This window comes from Trinickia soli, assembly GCF_002879855.1.
GTDB lineage: Bacteria > Pseudomonadota > Gammaproteobacteria > Burkholderiales > Burkholderiaceae > Trinickia > Trinickia soli.
Window position 1 is genome coordinate 98,216 of the sequence record NZ_PNYB01000011.1, and the last position, 16,777, is coordinate 114,992.

12 protein-coding genes and 1 tRNA gene are annotated in these 16,777 nt (G+C 58.1%); 8 read left to right on the forward strand and 5 right to left on the reverse strand.

Annotated elements, in window-relative coordinates; translation table 11 throughout:
• Positions 1-3 precede the first annotated feature (3 nt).
• The 4 genes from C0Z19_RS27990 (at position 4) to C0Z19_RS14620 (ending at position 4,006) form a co-directional block, all read left to right on the forward strand.
• The gene (locus C0Z19_RS27990) at positions 4-405 is read left to right on the forward strand and encodes a hypothetical protein (protein ID WP_146012068.1); all 402 of its coding nucleotides are present in this window, start codon (positions 4-6) and stop codon (positions 403-405) included.
• Between the two features lie 124 nt (positions 406-529).
• A complete protein-coding gene (locus C0Z19_RS27995) occupies positions 530-1,048 on the forward strand; it encodes a hypothetical protein (protein ID WP_158242987.1) in 519 nt (172 codons plus the stop codon).
• A gap of 226 nt (positions 1,049-1,274) precedes the next feature.
• On the forward strand, positions 1,275-3,419 hold the full coding sequence (locus C0Z19_RS14615) for an ATP-binding protein (RefSeq protein WP_102610550.1): 2,145 nt from the start codon (positions 1,275-1,277) through the stop codon (positions 3,417-3,419).
• A 68-nt stretch (positions 3,420-3,487) separates the two neighbouring features.
• Positions 3,488-4,006, forward strand: coding sequence for a GNAT family N-acetyltransferase (locus tag C0Z19_RS14620; RefSeq protein ID WP_102610551.1), 519 nt, complete (start codon positions 3,488-3,490; stop codon positions 4,004-4,006).
• A gap of 36 nt (positions 4,007-4,042) precedes the next feature.
• Here the strand turns inward: C0Z19_RS14620 and C0Z19_RS14625 are convergent, their stop codons facing one another.
• On the reverse strand, positions 4,043-4,855 hold the full coding sequence (locus C0Z19_RS14625) for a beta/alpha barrel domain-containing protein (protein WP_102610552.1): 813 nt from the start codon (positions 4,853-4,855) through the stop codon (positions 4,043-4,045).
• Between the two features lie 520 nt (positions 4,856-5,375).
• On the opposite strand from C0Z19_RS14625, the gene C0Z19_RS14630 reads away from it, so the two are divergent.
• The 3 genes from C0Z19_RS14630 (at position 5,376) to C0Z19_RS14640 (ending at position 10,297) form a co-directional block, all read left to right on the forward strand.
• A complete protein-coding gene (locus C0Z19_RS14630; RefSeq protein WP_102610553.1) occupies positions 5,376-6,137 on the forward strand; it encodes a LirA/MavJ family T4SS effector in 762 nt (253 codons plus the stop codon).
• 271 nt (positions 6,138-6,408) lie between these two features.
• A complete protein-coding gene (locus tag C0Z19_RS14635; RefSeq protein WP_146012070.1) occupies positions 6,409-8,229 on the forward strand; it encodes a hypothetical protein in 1,821 nt (606 codons plus the stop codon).
• Between the two features lie 352 nt (positions 8,230-8,581).
• A complete protein-coding gene (locus C0Z19_RS14640; RefSeq protein ID WP_102610555.1) occupies positions 8,582-10,297 on the forward strand; it encodes a hypothetical protein in 1,716 nt (571 codons plus the stop codon).
• Positions 10,298-10,383: 86 nt separating this feature from the next.
• Here C0Z19_RS14640 and C0Z19_RS14645 read toward each other — a convergent pair.
• From C0Z19_RS14645 to C0Z19_RS28925, 3 genes are all read right to left on the reverse strand, one after another.
• Positions 10,384-10,470 (reverse strand) — tRNA-Leu (locus C0Z19_RS14645).
• A 77-nt stretch (positions 10,471-10,547) separates the two neighbouring features.
• The gene (locus tag C0Z19_RS14650; RefSeq protein WP_102610556.1) at positions 10,548-12,302 is read right to left on the reverse strand and encodes a ShlB/FhaC/HecB family hemolysin secretion/activation protein; all 1,755 of its coding nucleotides are present in this window, start codon (positions 12,300-12,302) and stop codon (positions 10,548-10,550) included.
• Positions 12,303-12,365: 63 nt separating this feature from the next.
• A complete protein-coding gene (locus C0Z19_RS28925; protein WP_102610557.1) occupies positions 12,366-12,905 on the reverse strand; it encodes an acyltransferase in 540 nt (179 codons plus the stop codon).
• Positions 12,906-13,765: 860 nt separating this feature from the next.
• Between C0Z19_RS28925 and C0Z19_RS14660 the strand changes: the two genes are divergently transcribed.
• Positions 13,766-15,334, forward strand: coding sequence for a hypothetical protein (locus C0Z19_RS14660; RefSeq protein WP_102610558.1), 1,569 nt, complete (start codon positions 13,766-13,768; stop codon positions 15,332-15,334).
• Between the two features lie 106 nt (positions 15,335-15,440).
• Here the strand turns inward: C0Z19_RS14660 and C0Z19_RS14665 are convergent, their stop codons facing one another.
• On the reverse strand, positions 15,441-16,766 hold the full coding sequence (locus C0Z19_RS14665) for an O-antigen ligase family protein (RefSeq protein ID WP_102610559.1): 1,326 nt from the start codon (positions 16,764-16,766) through the stop codon (positions 15,441-15,443).
• Between the last annotated feature and the right edge of the window lie 11 nt (positions 16,767-16,777).

Below are 16,777 nucleotides of genomic sequence, written 5' to 3' on the forward strand. Positions count from 1 at the left end.
GCTATGACTGCATTTATTGTTAACTTTCATAATGCTTCGCAACAAACAATCACGCTAACGCAAGGCGATGCGGTACTTATGACGCAAAGCGGCCCGTTAACGCTTTCAATCCCGTCGAAAGATACGATGTTAGCCTATTTGATTGCTGCGGATGATCAAGGATCAGACTGTATTGTGCCTTGGGTGGTTAATAATAATAGTGGAACTGTTGTTAAATTTCATCTGGTTCCGGCTAAATCAGATGATATGCAGACGTTGGGGATCGAAGGCAAAGGTACGGCATATAGTAAGGCTGTTTGCGATTCTAATACATCCTCGACGGACTGCTCATCGACCGATCAAACCAAATGGCCGCAGGTTTTTTCCGATCCTGCCACGGTCGATATCTATTTTGGCCTTACCTGAGGCGATTGCGGGTCGGTTATTGGCTCGACGTCATCTCGCGGTTTTTCCGGAGTTGTCGTCGGGAGCTTTTTGTGGGTATGATTAACAAAAATGGGGTGGATCAATGGGGGCGCGCGCAAGCTTAATGATGCGTCTGAAAGGGTTGGTGCGGATTTCGATATTAATGGTTATTCCATTCGTTTTCATGCAAGGCAAATCGCAAGCGGAGGACGCCGCCTCTTCGGGTAAGCGAATTGACTACAACGTTACTTTCGATAATACCGCTGGATCCGCGGATCTGACAATTATTCATCCCAAAACCTACAATGCAGGCTCTGCTTGTATGTACCAGGCTGGTCCGGATTCGATCGTTATAAAGAAGGGCGAAACAAAATCTTTTTCTATCACAACTTCTAATAGTCCGCAGCATAACTGTTTCTATTCTGCAAAATATGTCACCTGGACGACCGGTGATGGAGGATCGAATTGGGTGTTTACGGTTAAACCTATTGATAGAGTTTGGAGTGAAGAGGTAGGCACCAAATTCAAAACGAGTCCACCATCGGGAGTGCCGTCCGCCGCCACCTGTGGTGGACAAGACTGCTTAAATAGCTGGGTTCGCGAAAATGTCGATTCGCCTAAATTGTTGGTTTCATTCAAATGATGTTACGTTGCCGCTGATTAGAGTGTGTCGGTCGGGCGGGTTACCCCGCCGACTATCTGGTTGGCCTCGCCACGCCTGAGCGGAGAATTGGGCCTGCCGGTCTGGCGGCGCAACTACGGCGCACAGACAGCAGTTGACGCAGTCTTACCAGGCAGTAGCACTGGTTCTGCTCTTGCTTGTGACGGACAACGAATTTCGCCCACCACTCCTTCCCTCAAGGCGCCCCATGACCACCACAGGCGCGTCACTCGCCGAGTCGGCCGCCCCTTACGCCGACAACCCTGCCTTCCTCGACGACCTACGCCGCTTCGTCGAATCGCTGCTGTCAGCAGCCGATCGTGCCGCGACGGATTCCCTCCATACAGCGTCCCACCAAGCCTCCCACACCTGGCGCGCCATCGCCGCCCGCATGGCGGCAACCGTCAAAGCGGAAATCTTCATCCCTCTGGCCCACGTCGCGCTCGTATTTCAGCTCGATGCGCGCGACGTGCAGTTGCTGTCGCTCGCATTGATGATCGAAGCCGATCGCTCGATAAGCGACGCATTCTCGACGCTGACGCGCACGTTGCACGAAGCCGAAGGCATTGACGATCGCCCACGCTCGACATCGGCGACGGGCAAGGCTACGTCGCTCAGAACCGCGACCTATCTCCTAGGCGACGTGCGAGGCTGCCTATTTGCCGATAGCCCGCTATGCGTGCATCAACTGATCGAGCTCGACGACGTCAACGTCTCGACGCTCGACGGCGCCTATCGTTTAGCGCCGGCGCTCACGGCGTACTTGCTTGGCCTTGCTGCCCCCCAGCCACGTATCGGCGATCAAATGGCCGTCGACGTGATCGTCGAGGAATCCCTCGCGGAATTGATCGTGGGCGAGAACATCAAGCGTCAACTCCAACGATTCGTCGAAGTGTGCTGCGCGCCGAGCGCGCGCTTCGGCGCCGTCGTGCTTCAAATCGAGGCCGATGATACGACGCTCGCCGGCGCGCTTGCCGCTGCGGCATTTTCGAATCTAGGCTACGGCGTGGCGCGCTTGAGCGCACGGCATATTCGATCGGCGTATCAAAACGCCGATCATCGTCTTTCGACACTGCAGCAACAATTGCGCACGGCATGCCGCGACGCTGCACTCTGCACGCAAGTGCTCATGCTGACCGATACCGACGCGCTGATCGGCAACGAAGAGCGCGAACAAATCGATCTTTTCGATAGCGCGATTCAGGCGCTGCTTCAGGCCGTCACGTACGTGGTGATCCTCAACGGCGCCTCCAGGCGGCTAGCCGATACGGTGGCGGGCTCGCGCCAGCAAGGCGTGAGATTGTTTCAAGTGTGCGTGCCGCCGCCTACGCCGGATTTGCGCAAGCTGGCCTGGGAAAAGCATGCCGATTACTACGATCTGCCGCTTGACGATCGTCTATTGACCGCGGTGGCAGACGCCTACACGTTTACGGAAGCGCGTATCGCCGCGGTGATCGACACCTTGGCGGGGCGGCATGCCTTGGCCGGCGACGATAAGATCGAGCCGATGCTGTGGGATATTTGTCGTACCGAGGCGCAGGATCAGCCGATCGGCGTGGCCAGACGCGTCGATGCGCCGTATCGGCTAAGCGATCTCGTCGCGCCGCCGCAGACCGTCGCCTTGCTCGAAGAAGTGTTGGGTCAGATGCGGCATCGCGCACACGTTATCGACGAACTTGGTTTCGCGGCCAAACATCCCGCCGTCAAGAACCTATGCGTGCTGTTCCATGGATCGCCGGGAACAGGCAAGACGATGGCCTCGTCGATTCTTGCTAATGAGCTCTCGCTACCGTTGTATCGCGTCGACCTCTCGACGGTGCTCAGCAAATATATCGGCGAGACGGAGCGCAACATCGCGCAGTTGTTCGAGCGCGCACAGTTGATGAACGTCGTGCTGCACTTCGACGAAGCGGAAGGACTCTTCAGCAAGCGAACGGATGCGAAGGATTCGCACGACCGCTTCGCGAACCTGCAAGTGGGCTTTCTATTGCAGCGAATCGAGTCCTATCAGGGCCTCGTGATCCTATCGACGAACTTGATGGGCAACATCGATAAGGCGTTCTTGCGGCGTTTTGGCTTCGTTATCGAGTTTCCGTCGCCGGCCAGGGATGAGCGGCTGCATTTGTGGCGGCAGATTTTTCCGGAGCGGGTGCGATTGCACGACGATGTCGATCTCGAGGTGCTGGCCGACAAGGCGGCCCTCTCGGGAGGGTACATCCGTAACGCTGCGCTCAGCGCAACTTTCCTGGCGGCGCGGGAGGGCTCGGCGGTCAAAATGACGCACCTAGTGAAATCGGTTGGACGCGAATATGAAAAGCTCGGGAAGTTGTTTTCCGAGGCGGACTACATATAGAGGTTCGATGTTCTGTCGCGCCTTCGCCTGCGGCATAATCGCATTTCCGCCGCGCGAGCCTCCTTCCCATGCTCCCAGCACTCGATACCGCCCGCCTGTTGATCCGCGAGCGCACGCTTGCCGATCTCGAATCGTGCCTCGAAATGGATCGCGATCCTGAGGTCACGCGTCACATCGCCGGGCCTTGGAGTGACCCCGTCGCTCACCGGCAGTTCGTTCAGCACCGCATCACCCGCCAATACCCGCCGGGCCTCGGCTATTGGAGCATCCGTGAGCGCGCCGATCCCGATCGATTCATCGGCTGGGTATTATTGATCCCCGACCACGGAAGCGGTCCCGACGTCGAAATCGGTTGGCGGCTCGTTCGTTCGGCGTGGGGGCGCGGGATCGCAAGCGAAGCGGCGAGGGCGCTGGTGAAGCACGCGTTCGAAACGGTGGGCCTGCCGCGCGTGATCGCCGATATCGCTGCAGAAAACCGGGCCTCGCTACACGTAGCGCGAAAGCTCGGGATGCAATGGCTGGGATATGACACAAGCGACGGCAAGAGGTATGAACGCTATCGCCTGGTGCGCGATGATCTCCGATAGGGTGGGGTGGGGCTTCCGATAGGACCTTCGATCGGGTTAATTTTTCTTGCCGATGACTGCATTCGCAACCATGGGGGCGAACGTTGCCAACCGACTTGCGACGACGCGAAGAACGCGCTCGACCTTGCCGATATCAAATCGTCCCTGCGTTCGAACACCGCTCTGCATATCGATCCAATAACGATGTGGCACCGTTCTGCTGCCGCTCACCGCTTGCGCGACGGCATCGAGCACCGGCCCGATGTTTTCGGGGGAGACACCGCCCGCATAGCCCGTATCGATCGCGATATTGCCCACGCTGTATGGCTTCTCCCATGCATGAGGCGACTTGCCCTTACCGCACGATGCGTCGAACAGCACCGATACGCGCTGCGGCGGGGAAATCGACGTTGTTGCCAATGCGGCAAGCAAGCTATCGATCGCGTAGGCCGAGCCTTCGTGATACTGAAGAATCAGGGGCACGTCATGGGCCAACAACGATTGATATATATCGATGAGCTCGCTGTGGCTGAAGGCCCTTTCTCGTCCATTGAGGTTCGCCTGCACTCGGCCGTACTGCCGTAACTCATAGAAGAACGAGATTTCTTCCTGACGCGCGAGCAGCATGCGAAACGTCTGGCTGATGCATAAATGCAGGGCGGACCGGACGCGATGCTGCCGACATCGGGCCGCGCATTCGCTGCGCCATTCGAATGTCGGATTATGCGGCGTCCCTTCTTTTTCCGGAAAATGAAGGATGCCCCATTCGACGAACGGATAAATTCGGCCGAGCGCGATCAAATCCTCGATGCGCACGTTATCGTCGGCGCCGGTAATCGAAACGCAAAACGGCTGGATAGTTGGGAGCATGATCGGGCTTCGTTTCGATACCGTACAACGAGAGCGCGAGCGCAATCAAGCTCGCGGCGCAAGCTAACGGCCAAGCGCGTCGTCATAGTCCACAAGATGAGAATCCGGCGCAGTGTCTCGCACGTCTGTATCAAGGCCCGACGTAGCCGATCGGTACATGGCCGATAACACGGGCATCGCGCGGTACTTGCGGCACGGCGCGGCGAACCTGCGACGCCATTCGGCCCTGGGATTGTATTGCGTGCCTTCTTTTCCGACCCATACGCCGCGACGGTAATCACACCCGGGCCTCCCGCATCATGAACCCGACCGTGTCCATTTGCCCATAGGCCGCCCGAGTACGCATCGCTACATTGAATCCGAGCGCTCTCCACCCATTTCCAAGAGAGGATTCAACGATGCCTATCAGCCAAAATGACATCGATGCCGAGATCAAGTTGCGCATGCCAGGTTACGCGATGTCGCCGCATCGCAAAGCGCTTTCGTCAATCGAACGCCGGGCGTTAAGCTGCCCGATCATTTGCAAAACCTGCTGACGACTGTGCTGGCACGAGCGGAATCGCAGCACGGCTTCTGCCTGGGGGGCGCGCAAAATAGCACGGGGGTACAACGGCCTGCAGCTTTGCTGCTGACAGGCGTTATCAACGAAAACAAGTTTCGCTCGCTGCTTCGGCAGCAAATGCCGTTCAAGGATCCGACGGTGCCGTACGGACACGGCGAATTCAGCCATCGGATTCAGTGGTATTGCGTGATCAAGCGCGCTCAGGCGTTTGATACGCAGGGCATCGCTTGGGCCGATCTCTACGAGTGGGTCGGCACACAGGCGCATACTCAAGCGCAAAACTGGGATGAAGAGGGCTGGGCCAACGAAGGTCTTTGGGACGCGCTATTCGATCGCAATAAGTACGGTCGAGACGGATTCAACGGGCCATATAACACCGCCGCGCTGACGGACTTTAGGAGTCCTGAGAATCTGCACGAGCATCTGACGACGCATGCCAATATGAAAACGGACTGCCCGTTGCTGTCGACTTTCCTGGCGGTGCGCGAAGCGAAGCGGACGAACACCGCCATTCGCGTGAGCACGGCTTATATCAACGATTATGCGACGAAGAAGGTGTTCGGGTCGGGTGTCACCTACGCGCAGTTGAGCGACAGCGATAAGACGCAAATCGATACGGTGGTGGCCGGAAAAACGCTGCTGCCGCAGCCCACGCAGCAGCAGACGCCCGATACGGTGATGCAGAAATTGTCGGCGCTTTTTGGCGGGTTGTGGTGGTGACACGCCTCGGCGCCCCGGCGTCGGCGCCTAAGTCGGTATCAGCCTTGATTCGGGGCGTTGTCGAGGAGGGCGCCGGGGCCGGGCAGTAGACGACGCGGTCGATGGCGAAGGCGGTCGCCATCAACGCGAGGTAAAAACGTTCAGTATGTGGTCCACCGCACCAGTTACGGCGAGTCGCCGTGACCGGCAATACGCGCGCATCGGCTACCCTTCAATGGCGCCCCGCGCAGCTCACGGGTGCGATCTTCTCGCCCAACTCGCGTACGGCTCCATGGATAGCCACAATGTCCGCCCGAAAACCAAGAAGTCGCGGCAGAAGCTGGCGAAGCGAGCACGTCACGCCCGGGGAGAGAAACGCGCCAGCACGAAAGAATACGAGAAGCCCACCAGCCAGCAGCTCTGGCTTCAGGAACTCTACTTACCCACACTGTTCGACGTTATTCGCGCGTTGCAAGCGGGGCAGCCGATGGAGTCGGTGGACGTCCCAAAGTTGGACGGCTGGGGAGTGGCGTTCTTCATCATGCTGATTCTGCAGTTCTTCGGCGGCGCCTATGCAAGCACGAGGGAAAAGCCGTATCAATTACCCCGTGTGTCTCCGGGGCAAAAGCCCGGTCCCGACAGCCAGGATCAAGGCAATGCGTTCAGCGTGTACCACGATTACCCAGTGGACGATCTTTACAACGTTTTCGCAACTATCACGGAGGGGAATGGGCTTCCGTTCGACAGTGGCGATGCGATCCAATCGGAAAACGGACCGACGAAAAAACAAGCTCGCTTCAAACGAAACAGCGGCCTTCATCGCTCTGGTCACTCGACCGGACATCACCCGCACCATCGCCACGACCAACTTGATCCTCAGCACGATAGTGATCATAAGCGTCACACTCATCGTCGGAACGGCGCTGAAGAAGCCTCTCATCACTTACAAGACTCCGTCGTCTACCCCGAGGATAAATTAAGTCCTTGGATGAAAAATGTATTCAATTCCGTCGAATCGATTGTTTCCTTGTTTGGGCCGGCATTGCGTGCAATCGGGTTTGAACCAGACGAGCCGATAGAGGTTCATAGGAGTGTATCAGGCATGGAGCATATACCCATGCCGTCCAAAAACGTCACAGCGGCCGAATTTTCCATGCATCTCACGACGGAAGGCAACGAAAAATTCAGGCTCAAACCTTTGACGGACAGGGGGCGTGAGCTGCAGAGGATCGTCACCGAGAAAGGAAGATACGGGGAGAATAATTTTCTGGCAAAAGAGGTGCTCAATCCGATAAAGCGAAAAAATATAGAAGAAGGCATGATGGCCATCGGCAATAAATTTATGGATATAGATCGAATTTTTCTCGATGATACCGCAACGCTTTATCATCTCAAGGGCCAAATGCCGGTCAAGGTCCAGCTCTCATCGTCGTATGTCGCCGCTATCAAGAGCGAGCTCGGGACCATTGTCAAAATACCAGGGCCAGGCGGGACCCTGACCCGGTATTTCGCGATCGTTCCTCACCACCCGGATATGGTGATCCAAGTCCCCGATCCGAACTCGAAAGAAAGGTGGCGTACTTGGATGGCGACAACTGGAAAACATTTGTTCTTCAGCGATCCGAGCATCTTTCCGGGAGGATCGACATTTTTGGCGGAAGAACAAGACATCAGTGGCCTTGAGCGCTCCGCCGGAGTGCTCCGCGGCGCTGTCCACCATACAATCGAACCGATTGTCGACGGCACGATGAAGCACATGACAGAATTGGTAAGCCACGAGACGCTAGCGGAGGGGGCGCTTAACAAGATTCTCGGCTTCATTCCATTCTATGATTTTGCGAGATCTGTTAGGAATGGACAATATAAAAAGGCAGTTGTGTTTTTGAGCTTCGATTTAATCCCTTATGTGGGTAAGGGGGCGAAAATTTTGTTTAAGACGATCTTTAAATCGACTCCCGCGCGCCTTGCGGCCGATCAGGTCGCAAAATGGGCAGACGAAGGTTTCGAAGTGCTCAGTAAATCCAGTAGTGGGAATGTTGCAGACGCCGTAGCGGACGATCTAGTGCGGAGAGAGCAGCGCGCCCGCCAGCGACCGGTTGCAAGGGGACGTTAAGCTCCATTGCCACTGCCAGGTCGTGCCGCAGTCCACGCACCTTATATCAATAATTGCGTCGCAAGAAAGTGTTCGGCACAGGCGGGAGCGTCGGAATTCCCGTGTTCAATATGTGATTCAAGCCCCCCTCAGCGCGAGGCGTCGCTAACGAGAAGAGGCCGGCATCAGCTACGCTGTCGCGGTGCGCCTCTACTGTTCGACCATCGCTGCCGCTTTGTCGGGCAGGACCAACGGCAGGACCAACCCCGGGACCTTCTCATGCAGCGCCCGTATCTTTTTATGCATAAGCACAACGTCGGCCGTTCCATTCTGGTCAAGCGGAGCGGGTGGAATTGCGATTGGGCTTGTTCGCATGACAATAACGCACAGTAAGAAGTCGCGGCAAAAGCGAGTGAAGCGAGCGCGTCGCGCTCGGGGGGAGAAACGCTTTAGCCTGAAAGAGCACGAGCAGCCAGTCGGCGAGCAGCTCTGGTTACAGGAAATCTTGCAACCCACATTATTCGACGTTGTCCGCGCGTTGCAAGACGAGCAGCCGATGGGGCTGGAGGCGCCCCCAAAGCTGGACAGTTGGGGAGTGACGTTCCTCATCATGATGATTCTGCAGTTCTTCTCCGGCAGCTACGCGAGAACCTTGGACAAACCCTATCGCCTACCTGGAGCGCCGCTCGGCCAGAACGTTGAACCCGATATCAAAAATCAGGGCGATGAGCCGAGCGGTTATCCCGCGTACTCCACGAACGATCTATATAACCTCTTCACGGCTATGAGGGCTGGTGAAGGCGAGCCTTTCCAAGGCAACGAGGCTAAGCAGTCGAAAAATCGAATTGAGCCAAGGCAAAAACGCGTTAAGCGAAGCGGGCACGTCGGTCGGCATCATCATCGGCGTGATCATCCGCGGCGAGGCTATCACCGTCGCCGTGGCCGTCGCCATCAGCGTCGCGACATCGAGGAAACGTTCGACCCATCGCAAAATGCAGCCGCGTACCCGGAGGAAAAGTTAAGTTCTTGGATGCGAGATTTAATAAACTCCGTTGCATCGCCTTCTGCATTGCTCGGGCCATCACTGCGCAAGATCGGGTTCGATCCGGACGAGATGATAGATGTCCGGATCGCTCGGCCGGGTACGCATATACGCCCGACGCAGCAAAAAGTGACGGCGGCTGAATTTACCCTGTACCTTACTACGTCGCGGACGCCGGGCTATTCGATGAGGCCGGTGACGGACAGGGGCAAGGAGCTGAAAAGCGCCATCGAAGAGCGGGGAAGATACGGAGAGAAGAACTTCCTGGTCAAAGAGGCGCTCGATCCGAACCGGGATAAATTCAGACACGAAGGTTTGGATGCCATCGCAGATAAGTTTAAGAAAGAGGGGATCTTTCTCGAGTGGGGTGCAACGCTTTTTCACGTGACGGCCATCGAGACACCAACGCCGATGTCTGACATGTTCTCTGGAACGCTCGGAACCATCGTCAAAATGGCGGGGCCAGAGCGAAAGTATTTCGCGATTGTCCCTCACCACCCGGACTTGGTGATTCGCTTGCCCGACCCCGCATCGAAAACCGAGTGGAATGATTGGATGATAAGCAAGGGAAAATATTTATTCTTCTCAGATCCGAGCGCCTTGCCCGAAGGCGTTAAATTCTACCTGAAACGAGAGGATCCCAGTAATATCGCGCACCCTAGCGATACTCTTCGGGGCGCCGTGGTACACACGCTGAAACCGATCATCAGTGGGACGATGCAGCATATGACAGATCTCGTGGCAAATGAGACGCCGGCGGAGCAAGCGCTTAACAGGTTACTCGGCTTTATTCCGTTTTATGATGTTATGAAATCCATTAAGGACCGTGAGTATAAGAAGGCATTGATGTTTTTAAGTCTCGAACTGATTCCGTACGTGGGTAAAGGGGCGAAGGTCTTCGTTAAGACGGTCTTTGTAGGGGGAGCCGCTCGCGCCGCCGCCAATCAACTCGCGAAGCGGACGGACCGCATCTACTCATGGTCGAAGAACTTGTTTGGCTCGAACGTCGTAGACCGGACCATCGATGGCGAGAGTGAGAGCGAGTAGCGGGTCGATAAGGGTGCGCAGGCACCTTGCTTCCTGGGCGGAATAATGAAAAAAGGCCAGCTAGAAGCTGACCTTTTTTAAATACCTGGTGCCCAGGAGAGGACTCGAACCTCCACGATGTTGCCACCGCTAGGACCTGAACCTAGTGCGTCTACCAATTCCGCCACCTGGGCTCGCTCTGAAAGCGAAGGCGCTATTTTAGCCACTCCGGGACAACTGTCAACAATCCAATCGATAAAATGCGCGCCCCTCAGCTCCCGATCACCACAAACACCTGCGCAAGCGGCGCCTTCGAGCCCCCCTGTACCGCCCGCAACGGCTGCCCAAACGTCACACGCGCATTGACAAACCGCGACCACTGAAACCGTACACCCACCCCCACGCTCGATAACATCCCCGCCTGAACCTCGCCCGGCTGGTCGATCTTCGTCCATACATGCCCGGCATCGAAGAAGAAGTACGGCTGAAACGCCGGGCCGCTTTCGCCGAAAAACGCAAACGCAGGTGTGCGCAATTCCGTTTGAAGATTCCAGCCGCGGTCGCCCTGCACGCTATACGGCTCATATCCCCGCAACGTGTCGTCGCCGCCAAGCCCCATTTCCTCGCTCGGCAGCAGCGTATCGGGCGTCCATTGGAATCTCCCACGCGCAAAGACGCCGAACCCCGATCCGATCGTCAGGTTGCGCTCGGCAAGGAACTGCAAATACCCATACCGCGCCGTCGCACCGTTGCGTGTAGTCTGGAACGCCTCGTCGTTGTTGTCGCCGTCCAAATGCCCCGGGCTTCCAACGAAGGCTACATTCGCATGCGTTTGCCCCAATGCGTCGCTCCTGGTTGCGTCGTACGAGATCAAAAACTGATGCACGTGCGTATTGGCATTGAAGACCTGCACGCCGCCAAACTCCAAATCGTTGTTCGATCGCTTGAAGTCATAGCCGAACTGCAGTTGCTGCTGCCAACCGCCGACGAATGGCAAATGCCTGTCATAACGCGCACTGAATTGCGCCGACACACCCGTTTGATTGAAGCTGTTGTCCAGGCGCGGCGTGCTCTGCGCATAGACGCCGAAAAATTCGACGCGATCGAACCAAGGCAGAGGCGCCGAATAGCTGAACGAATGCGCTTGAAAGCGCGGCCGGTTCGGCCGCCCCTCGATCTGCGGGTTGCCGCCCAATAAATCGCTGCTCGCCGTGTATTGATAGGCGATCTGCTGATCGAGGCCGAACAGGTTGCCGTAATCGAACCCCGCGAAGAATCGATCCCGGCCGAGTTGCCGCACGCCCGCGTCGTCATAGCCCGCGCTCACACGAAACGGAAGCCGATCCTGCGTCTGCAAGATCACGTCCGTCGCGTTCGTGCCTTCCCCCGGCGCGTAGACGACATCGACACGCCGATAGGGATTGGCGTTGAGCAGCGCCAATCCGGTCGAGACGTCCGACTCGCGAATCGGTCCGCCGCTTCGCAACGGCATCTCCCGCTCGAGTTGGGCATCGGAGAAATAACGATTGCCGCGCGCCTTCACTTTGCCGACATGAAATTCGGCGACGGCGATGCGCACGACGCCGCCGCTGACATCCTGCTCCGGCACATAGACATCGACGAGTGGCTCGCCCGCCGCGCGGAATCGCTCGATGACGGCCCGACGAATTTCGGCGAGCCGGGCAAACGTCAAAGGTTTGCCGATGTCTCTCTCGAACCCGGCAAGGAACCCACGGTCGAGTTCGCTCAGACCCACTGCGGCGACGTGCTGGCCCGCGGGCAATGGCTGCGAGCGCACGTTCGAGCGGCCGTTATCTTTGACGAAGACGATACCGCGCAAGTCGGCAATGGCGACCCGTTGCGAACCGGCCGCGGGCGCGGGCGGTGGAGGCGGCGCACTCGGACGGGTTGGCGCAGGAGGGGAGGCGGGCGCCACGTCGCGATACGATTGAGCGCCCGCCGTGGCACTCAGGAGCGCGAGCGCGGCGCCGGTCCATTTCAGCTTGTCGCCGAATCGTCTCCTCATACGCGCTCGTTGTGCGTCATGTCGGTGGTTTCCGTGGCTGATTATCGCGGCTTCCGACGGGCGCTAGGGCCGGGCGCGCTCGATATCCTTGATTTTGCGAGCAGGCACCCCGCCCACGAGCGTGTACGCCGGCACATCTTTCGTGACGACCGCACCCGCGGCGACTACGGCCGCTTCGTGAATCGTCACGCCGGGCAAGATCGTTGCGCCCGCACCGATCCACACCTTGTCTTCCACTCTTATCTCGTGATGATCGAGGCCACGGCCGGTTTCAGGCGCGAAGACGAGGCCGTGCGTTGCTGTCTCAAACGAGACGCGGGGGCCGATCTGCACGTCGGCCCCGAGCGAGATACGGCTGTTGCGGCAGGCGAGCCGGGTGTCGAAGTTCAGGTACGCGCGGTCCCCGATCGAAATGCCGCGAATCGTTTCTTCATTGAGACTGAGTTCGACATGCAACGGACCGATGATCGTCACATCCTTGCCGATCGCCATCCCGGCCATGCGATAGAAAGCAGGGCGGATGCGGTTAAACGGGCCGTACGTGGGCATCGCATTGCCCAGACTCATGAAAAAGTGTCGTTTGAATGCCGTCAGGAGCTTCATCGGTTCGCCCGCGGGTAGGCGCGTCGCGCCTCAATAGTCAACGATAACGCCGCGCTTCCGTTCAGTCCCTAATGTGGCGCATAGAGCGGGGGTTTTGGCGCAAATCCCGGCCCGCACAACGGTTGCTCGCGGCGACAGCTTGAAAAGGTACGGCCCCCGCGGATCGTTCGTGCGCGGGGAGCCCTCAACGCCTCCAGCCTGTATCCGCGCCTGCGTCCATTGCTGCCTTTTACGCCAGCACGCAGGTCCGATCCCTTTCCCGATCCGTCATCCGATATTCGCAAAGCGGCTGAAATGATCATTCAGGCCGGATGCTATCCGCATATTTAAAAGGGTCGTAATCCTATTAACAAGGTAAATGTGCTCTTTGCTCTGGAATAATTTCCGAAATTCCTACAAACATTCCGGAAAAATAAGTGTTTCCCCTAGTGTGGTATCGGTAACAAAGGGCCGACTAGCCGACACAAAATAATACAAAAATACACACTTCGGAAAATTCGACCATGCGGCGATTTACATGCCCGTTATGTCGGATGAATCCTACAGGTTTTACTGATGCCTTACGCGATCTTCCGCCTACGCTGATTTCGCCAACTGGCGCGTTCTCCGATACTTCGCATCAACGAGTGGCACCCGCGATCCACCGCGACACAACGACGTGTCGGGCAGTGGGTCAGGAAGCGGATCTTCCCCGGAAGCAAAGCCCCAAGGTTGCGGCTCGAAGCTGTTGGATTAGTTAGGAATCCTAACTAGTTGATTGCAGGTGAATTTGTTTGGGAAAGCCTTTTCGCATTCGAGATGCCGCTGCCCCGCTCACACACGCTTCGCTCGGGCTTGTCTCGATGCAGATGAGGTTCTGAATCATGAAACGACGTCAATTTCTCGGCTGCCTGTCGGCGGCGGCAAGCAGCTACGTCCTGGTCGCCTGCGGCGGCGGCGGATCGGGCCCCGATCTGAGCGCGAGCGCCGGAACCGGCCCGATCGCGAACGCCAGCTCCGCAACGACGTCGACCGCCTCGCCGGACGGCACGACCGTGCCCTCGGCCACCTCTATCGTGGACAACAGCGCAAACGTTTGGACACTCTCTGGCGGCTACGTTTATGTGAACGGCGCGAAGATGTCGGGCCCTTACAACGTCGCCATGCTGCTGTGGTACGGCGGCTACATCTATCAGGAAAACACGAGCAAGGTGTTCTACAAGTACACCGGCACGACCTGGATCCAATGTCTCGATCCTCGTCTGGGCGGCACCTCGGCAGACGGCACGGCCATTCCCCCGGCTTCGTACATCATCGACAAGGCCAACAACCAGTGGACGCTGTCGAACGGCTACATCTACAAGAATGGCGTGAAAGACCCGTATTCGTACAACGTGAGCCTGCTGCTCTGGTACGGCGGCATGATTTACCAGGCAGGGACGGGCGGTCAGTTCTACGTGAAGACCTGGATGAACACGTGGGTGCCTTGCCGTGATCCGCGCGTCGACCTGGCGGCGACGGCCGGTTCGTTCTACGGCATCAACGGCCACTACGACTACCCGTTCACCGCGACGCAGGTCGTGACCGCGCTGCAAACGCTCGGCTGCACGACCTATCGAGTTGGTTGCATCAACACGTCCAGGCAGTTAAACCCCGTCATCGCCTTGGCCAAGCAGTTCCAGTCAGCAAATATGACGTTGTTCACGCTCGTCAACTACGGCCTGCGCGATTCGACGGGCGCGCTTTACACGAGCGAATCGGCCGCTTACAGCGCCACGTACGCGGGCGCCGCCGCGGTCGCCACGGCGCTCGCTCCCTACGGCGTGACGATGTACGAATGCGGTAACGAACTGACGCGCGATCCGGCCATTATTCTGAACTCGGCAACGGCGGGCACGAACAAGGCCGACTTCAACAACGCGAATTGGCCGATCATGCGTGGTGCGATTCGGGGCATGATCGACGGCATCAAGTCGGTGCAGCCGGGCGCGAAGGTGGGCGTGAACTTCTGCGTGGCCGACGTTGCTGCGTCGGACATGCTCTGGGACGGGCAGCAGCCCGACGGGACCGGCGGTCACCCGACGGTTCGCTGGGACATCACGACGTGGCACAACTACTCCCCGTACGGCGACATCTTCAATGTCGGAACGGATGGCGCGGGCCCGGGCTTCAACCTGCCGTCGTACTGCAAGGCGCGCTACGGTGTGCCGTTCATGATCACCGAGTGGAACGCGGCGCCCGAGCAAACCGAAACGCAGCGCTCGACCTATGTCACGCAGCAGCTCGGCGAGTTCTACGCGGCGCGCAAGACGCAAGGGCTGCAGTCCGTGATGTACTACGAACTGACGAGCGGCGATTACACGTACGGCATCGTGCTCGACGACCTTTCGCCGATCCAGCCGACCTACGGCTCGTTCCAAACGTTCGTGCAGAACAATCCCGACAACTGAGCGCTGAGTGCAAGTTCGCCCGCTCCATAGCGCGGGCGATTGAAAACGAAAGCTCGAAGCACAGGCGCAATGCGCCGAGGCTTCGAGCTTTTGCGTTGATGCGGCGTCAGCGCCCGGTATTGGGCGACGGGGAGGGCGACGGGGAGACACCCGCCACGCGCGGCCCGCGCATACGGGTTGGCCTGCGCGCGGGCATGGTCGGCGCGGCCGGCACGGGTGGTCGCATGAAAGCGGGAAGCGTTTCGCGAACGCGCGAGGCGAGCAGCAGAGAAATGACGAGCGCGATCGGCAGCATGTTCGACGGCGTGGTCAAGCGATGCTCGGTGGCCGACATCGCGAGCAGGCAGACAGAGCCCAGTTCGACGAAACGATAGGCGACGAAATTGCGGCCGCTCTCGCGCACGGACATCCATGCGCCTTTCTGACACCACCCGACGAGGCGCCAGTAAAACGTGATCATCAACACGAGACCGACGACGCCCAACTCCGCGAGGATGTTCAGATACGAGTTGTGCGCATGGGAATCGGTGTGGTTCGCCGTAATGCCGACGGCCTGGCCGAACAGCCCGAAATAATGGACGACGTAGGCGATCGTATCGTCGAACGAGCCGAAGCCCATGCCGAAGATCGGGCTTTGCCGGAAGTAGGACAGGGCGCGCGGCCACAGCCACTCGTAGCGGATGTCGAGGTTCGCCACCTTTTCGTCGGGGTTGTCGATGCTGAACTGATAGCCCATGTAATCGACGGAGCCGCGCGTGTGATAGGCCGCCATCGCCAGCGACGCGACAACGAGGCCGGCCATGAGCGTAGCGAGCATCCAGCGCTTGCGACCGAAAATGACGTAGGGCAGCACGACGAGAATGCCGAGCATCGACCCGCGGCTGTACGTCGAAAACAACATCAGCGCGTTGGCGCCCATCAGCGCCAGCAGGCCGCGGCTCTTCTTCATCGAATAGCAGGCGATGCCCAGGCATAGCAAGATGGCCAGGAACCCGCCCGCTGCGTTACGCGCGATGAAGTAACTGCCGAACGTAGCCGAAGGGTGGCGAAAAATCGTCAGCAAGCCGTTCTGTGCGACGTACCAAAGGTAGTACGGAATGTTGATCAATACGGCGAATAGATAAAAGCGCCGCAGGACTTTGTTCAGATCCCACCGATGCATGTAAACGCATCCGGCGAGAATCGGCGCGTAGGAAACGAAGAAGTTGCCATCGTGCCGATAGAAATCGAACTCGAGGAATGACTCGGGGTTGTAGTAGAGCGTCGAAAGCAGGGCGAACGCGGCGAACGTCACCAACGGGGCGATGAACGCGGGATAGCGGCGTCCGAAGAACCGCCACCCGTACAGCACCATCGGCGCGAAGCCGATCGCGCTGACCGGAACGAAGTTCGTGACGCTGAAGATCAGCGCGATCAAGGAGACGTAGGCCACGCTCGCTTACC

What these genes read in the sequence shown, in the direction of transcription:
- C0Z19_RS27990 (WP_146012068.1), top strand. Translation starts at nt 4, where the DNA reads ATGACTGCATTTATTGTTAACTTTCATAATGCTTCGCAACAAACAATC.
- C0Z19_RS27995 (WP_158242987.1), top strand. Translation starts at nt 530, where the DNA reads ATGATGCGTCTGAAAGGGTTGGTGCGGATTTCGATATTAATGGTTATT.
- C0Z19_RS14615 (WP_102610550.1), top strand. Translation starts at nt 1,275, where the DNA reads ATGACCACCACAGGCGCGTCACTCGCCGAGTCGGCCGCCCCTTACGCC.
- C0Z19_RS14620 (WP_102610551.1), top strand. Translation starts at nt 3,488, where the DNA reads ATGCTCCCAGCACTCGATACCGCCCGCCTGTTGATCCGCGAGCGCACG.
- C0Z19_RS14625 (WP_102610552.1), bottom strand. Translation starts at nt 4,855, where the DNA reads ATGCTCCCAACTATCCAGCCGTTTTGCGTTTCGATTACCGGCGCCGAC.
- C0Z19_RS14635 (WP_146012070.1), top strand. Translation starts at nt 6,409, where the DNA reads ATGGATAGCCACAATGTCCGCCCGAAAACCAAGAAGTCGCGGCAGAAG.
- C0Z19_RS14640 (WP_102610555.1), top strand. Translation starts at nt 8,582, where the DNA reads ATGACAATAACGCACAGTAAGAAGTCGCGGCAAAAGCGAGTGAAGCGA.
- C0Z19_RS14650 (WP_102610556.1), bottom strand. Translation starts at nt 12,302, where the DNA reads ATGAGGAGACGATTCGGCGACAAGCTGAAATGGACCGGCGCCGCGCTC.
- C0Z19_RS28925 (WP_102610557.1), bottom strand. Translation starts at nt 12,905, where the DNA reads ATGAAGCTCCTGACGGCATTCAAACGACACTTTTTCATGAGTCTGGGC.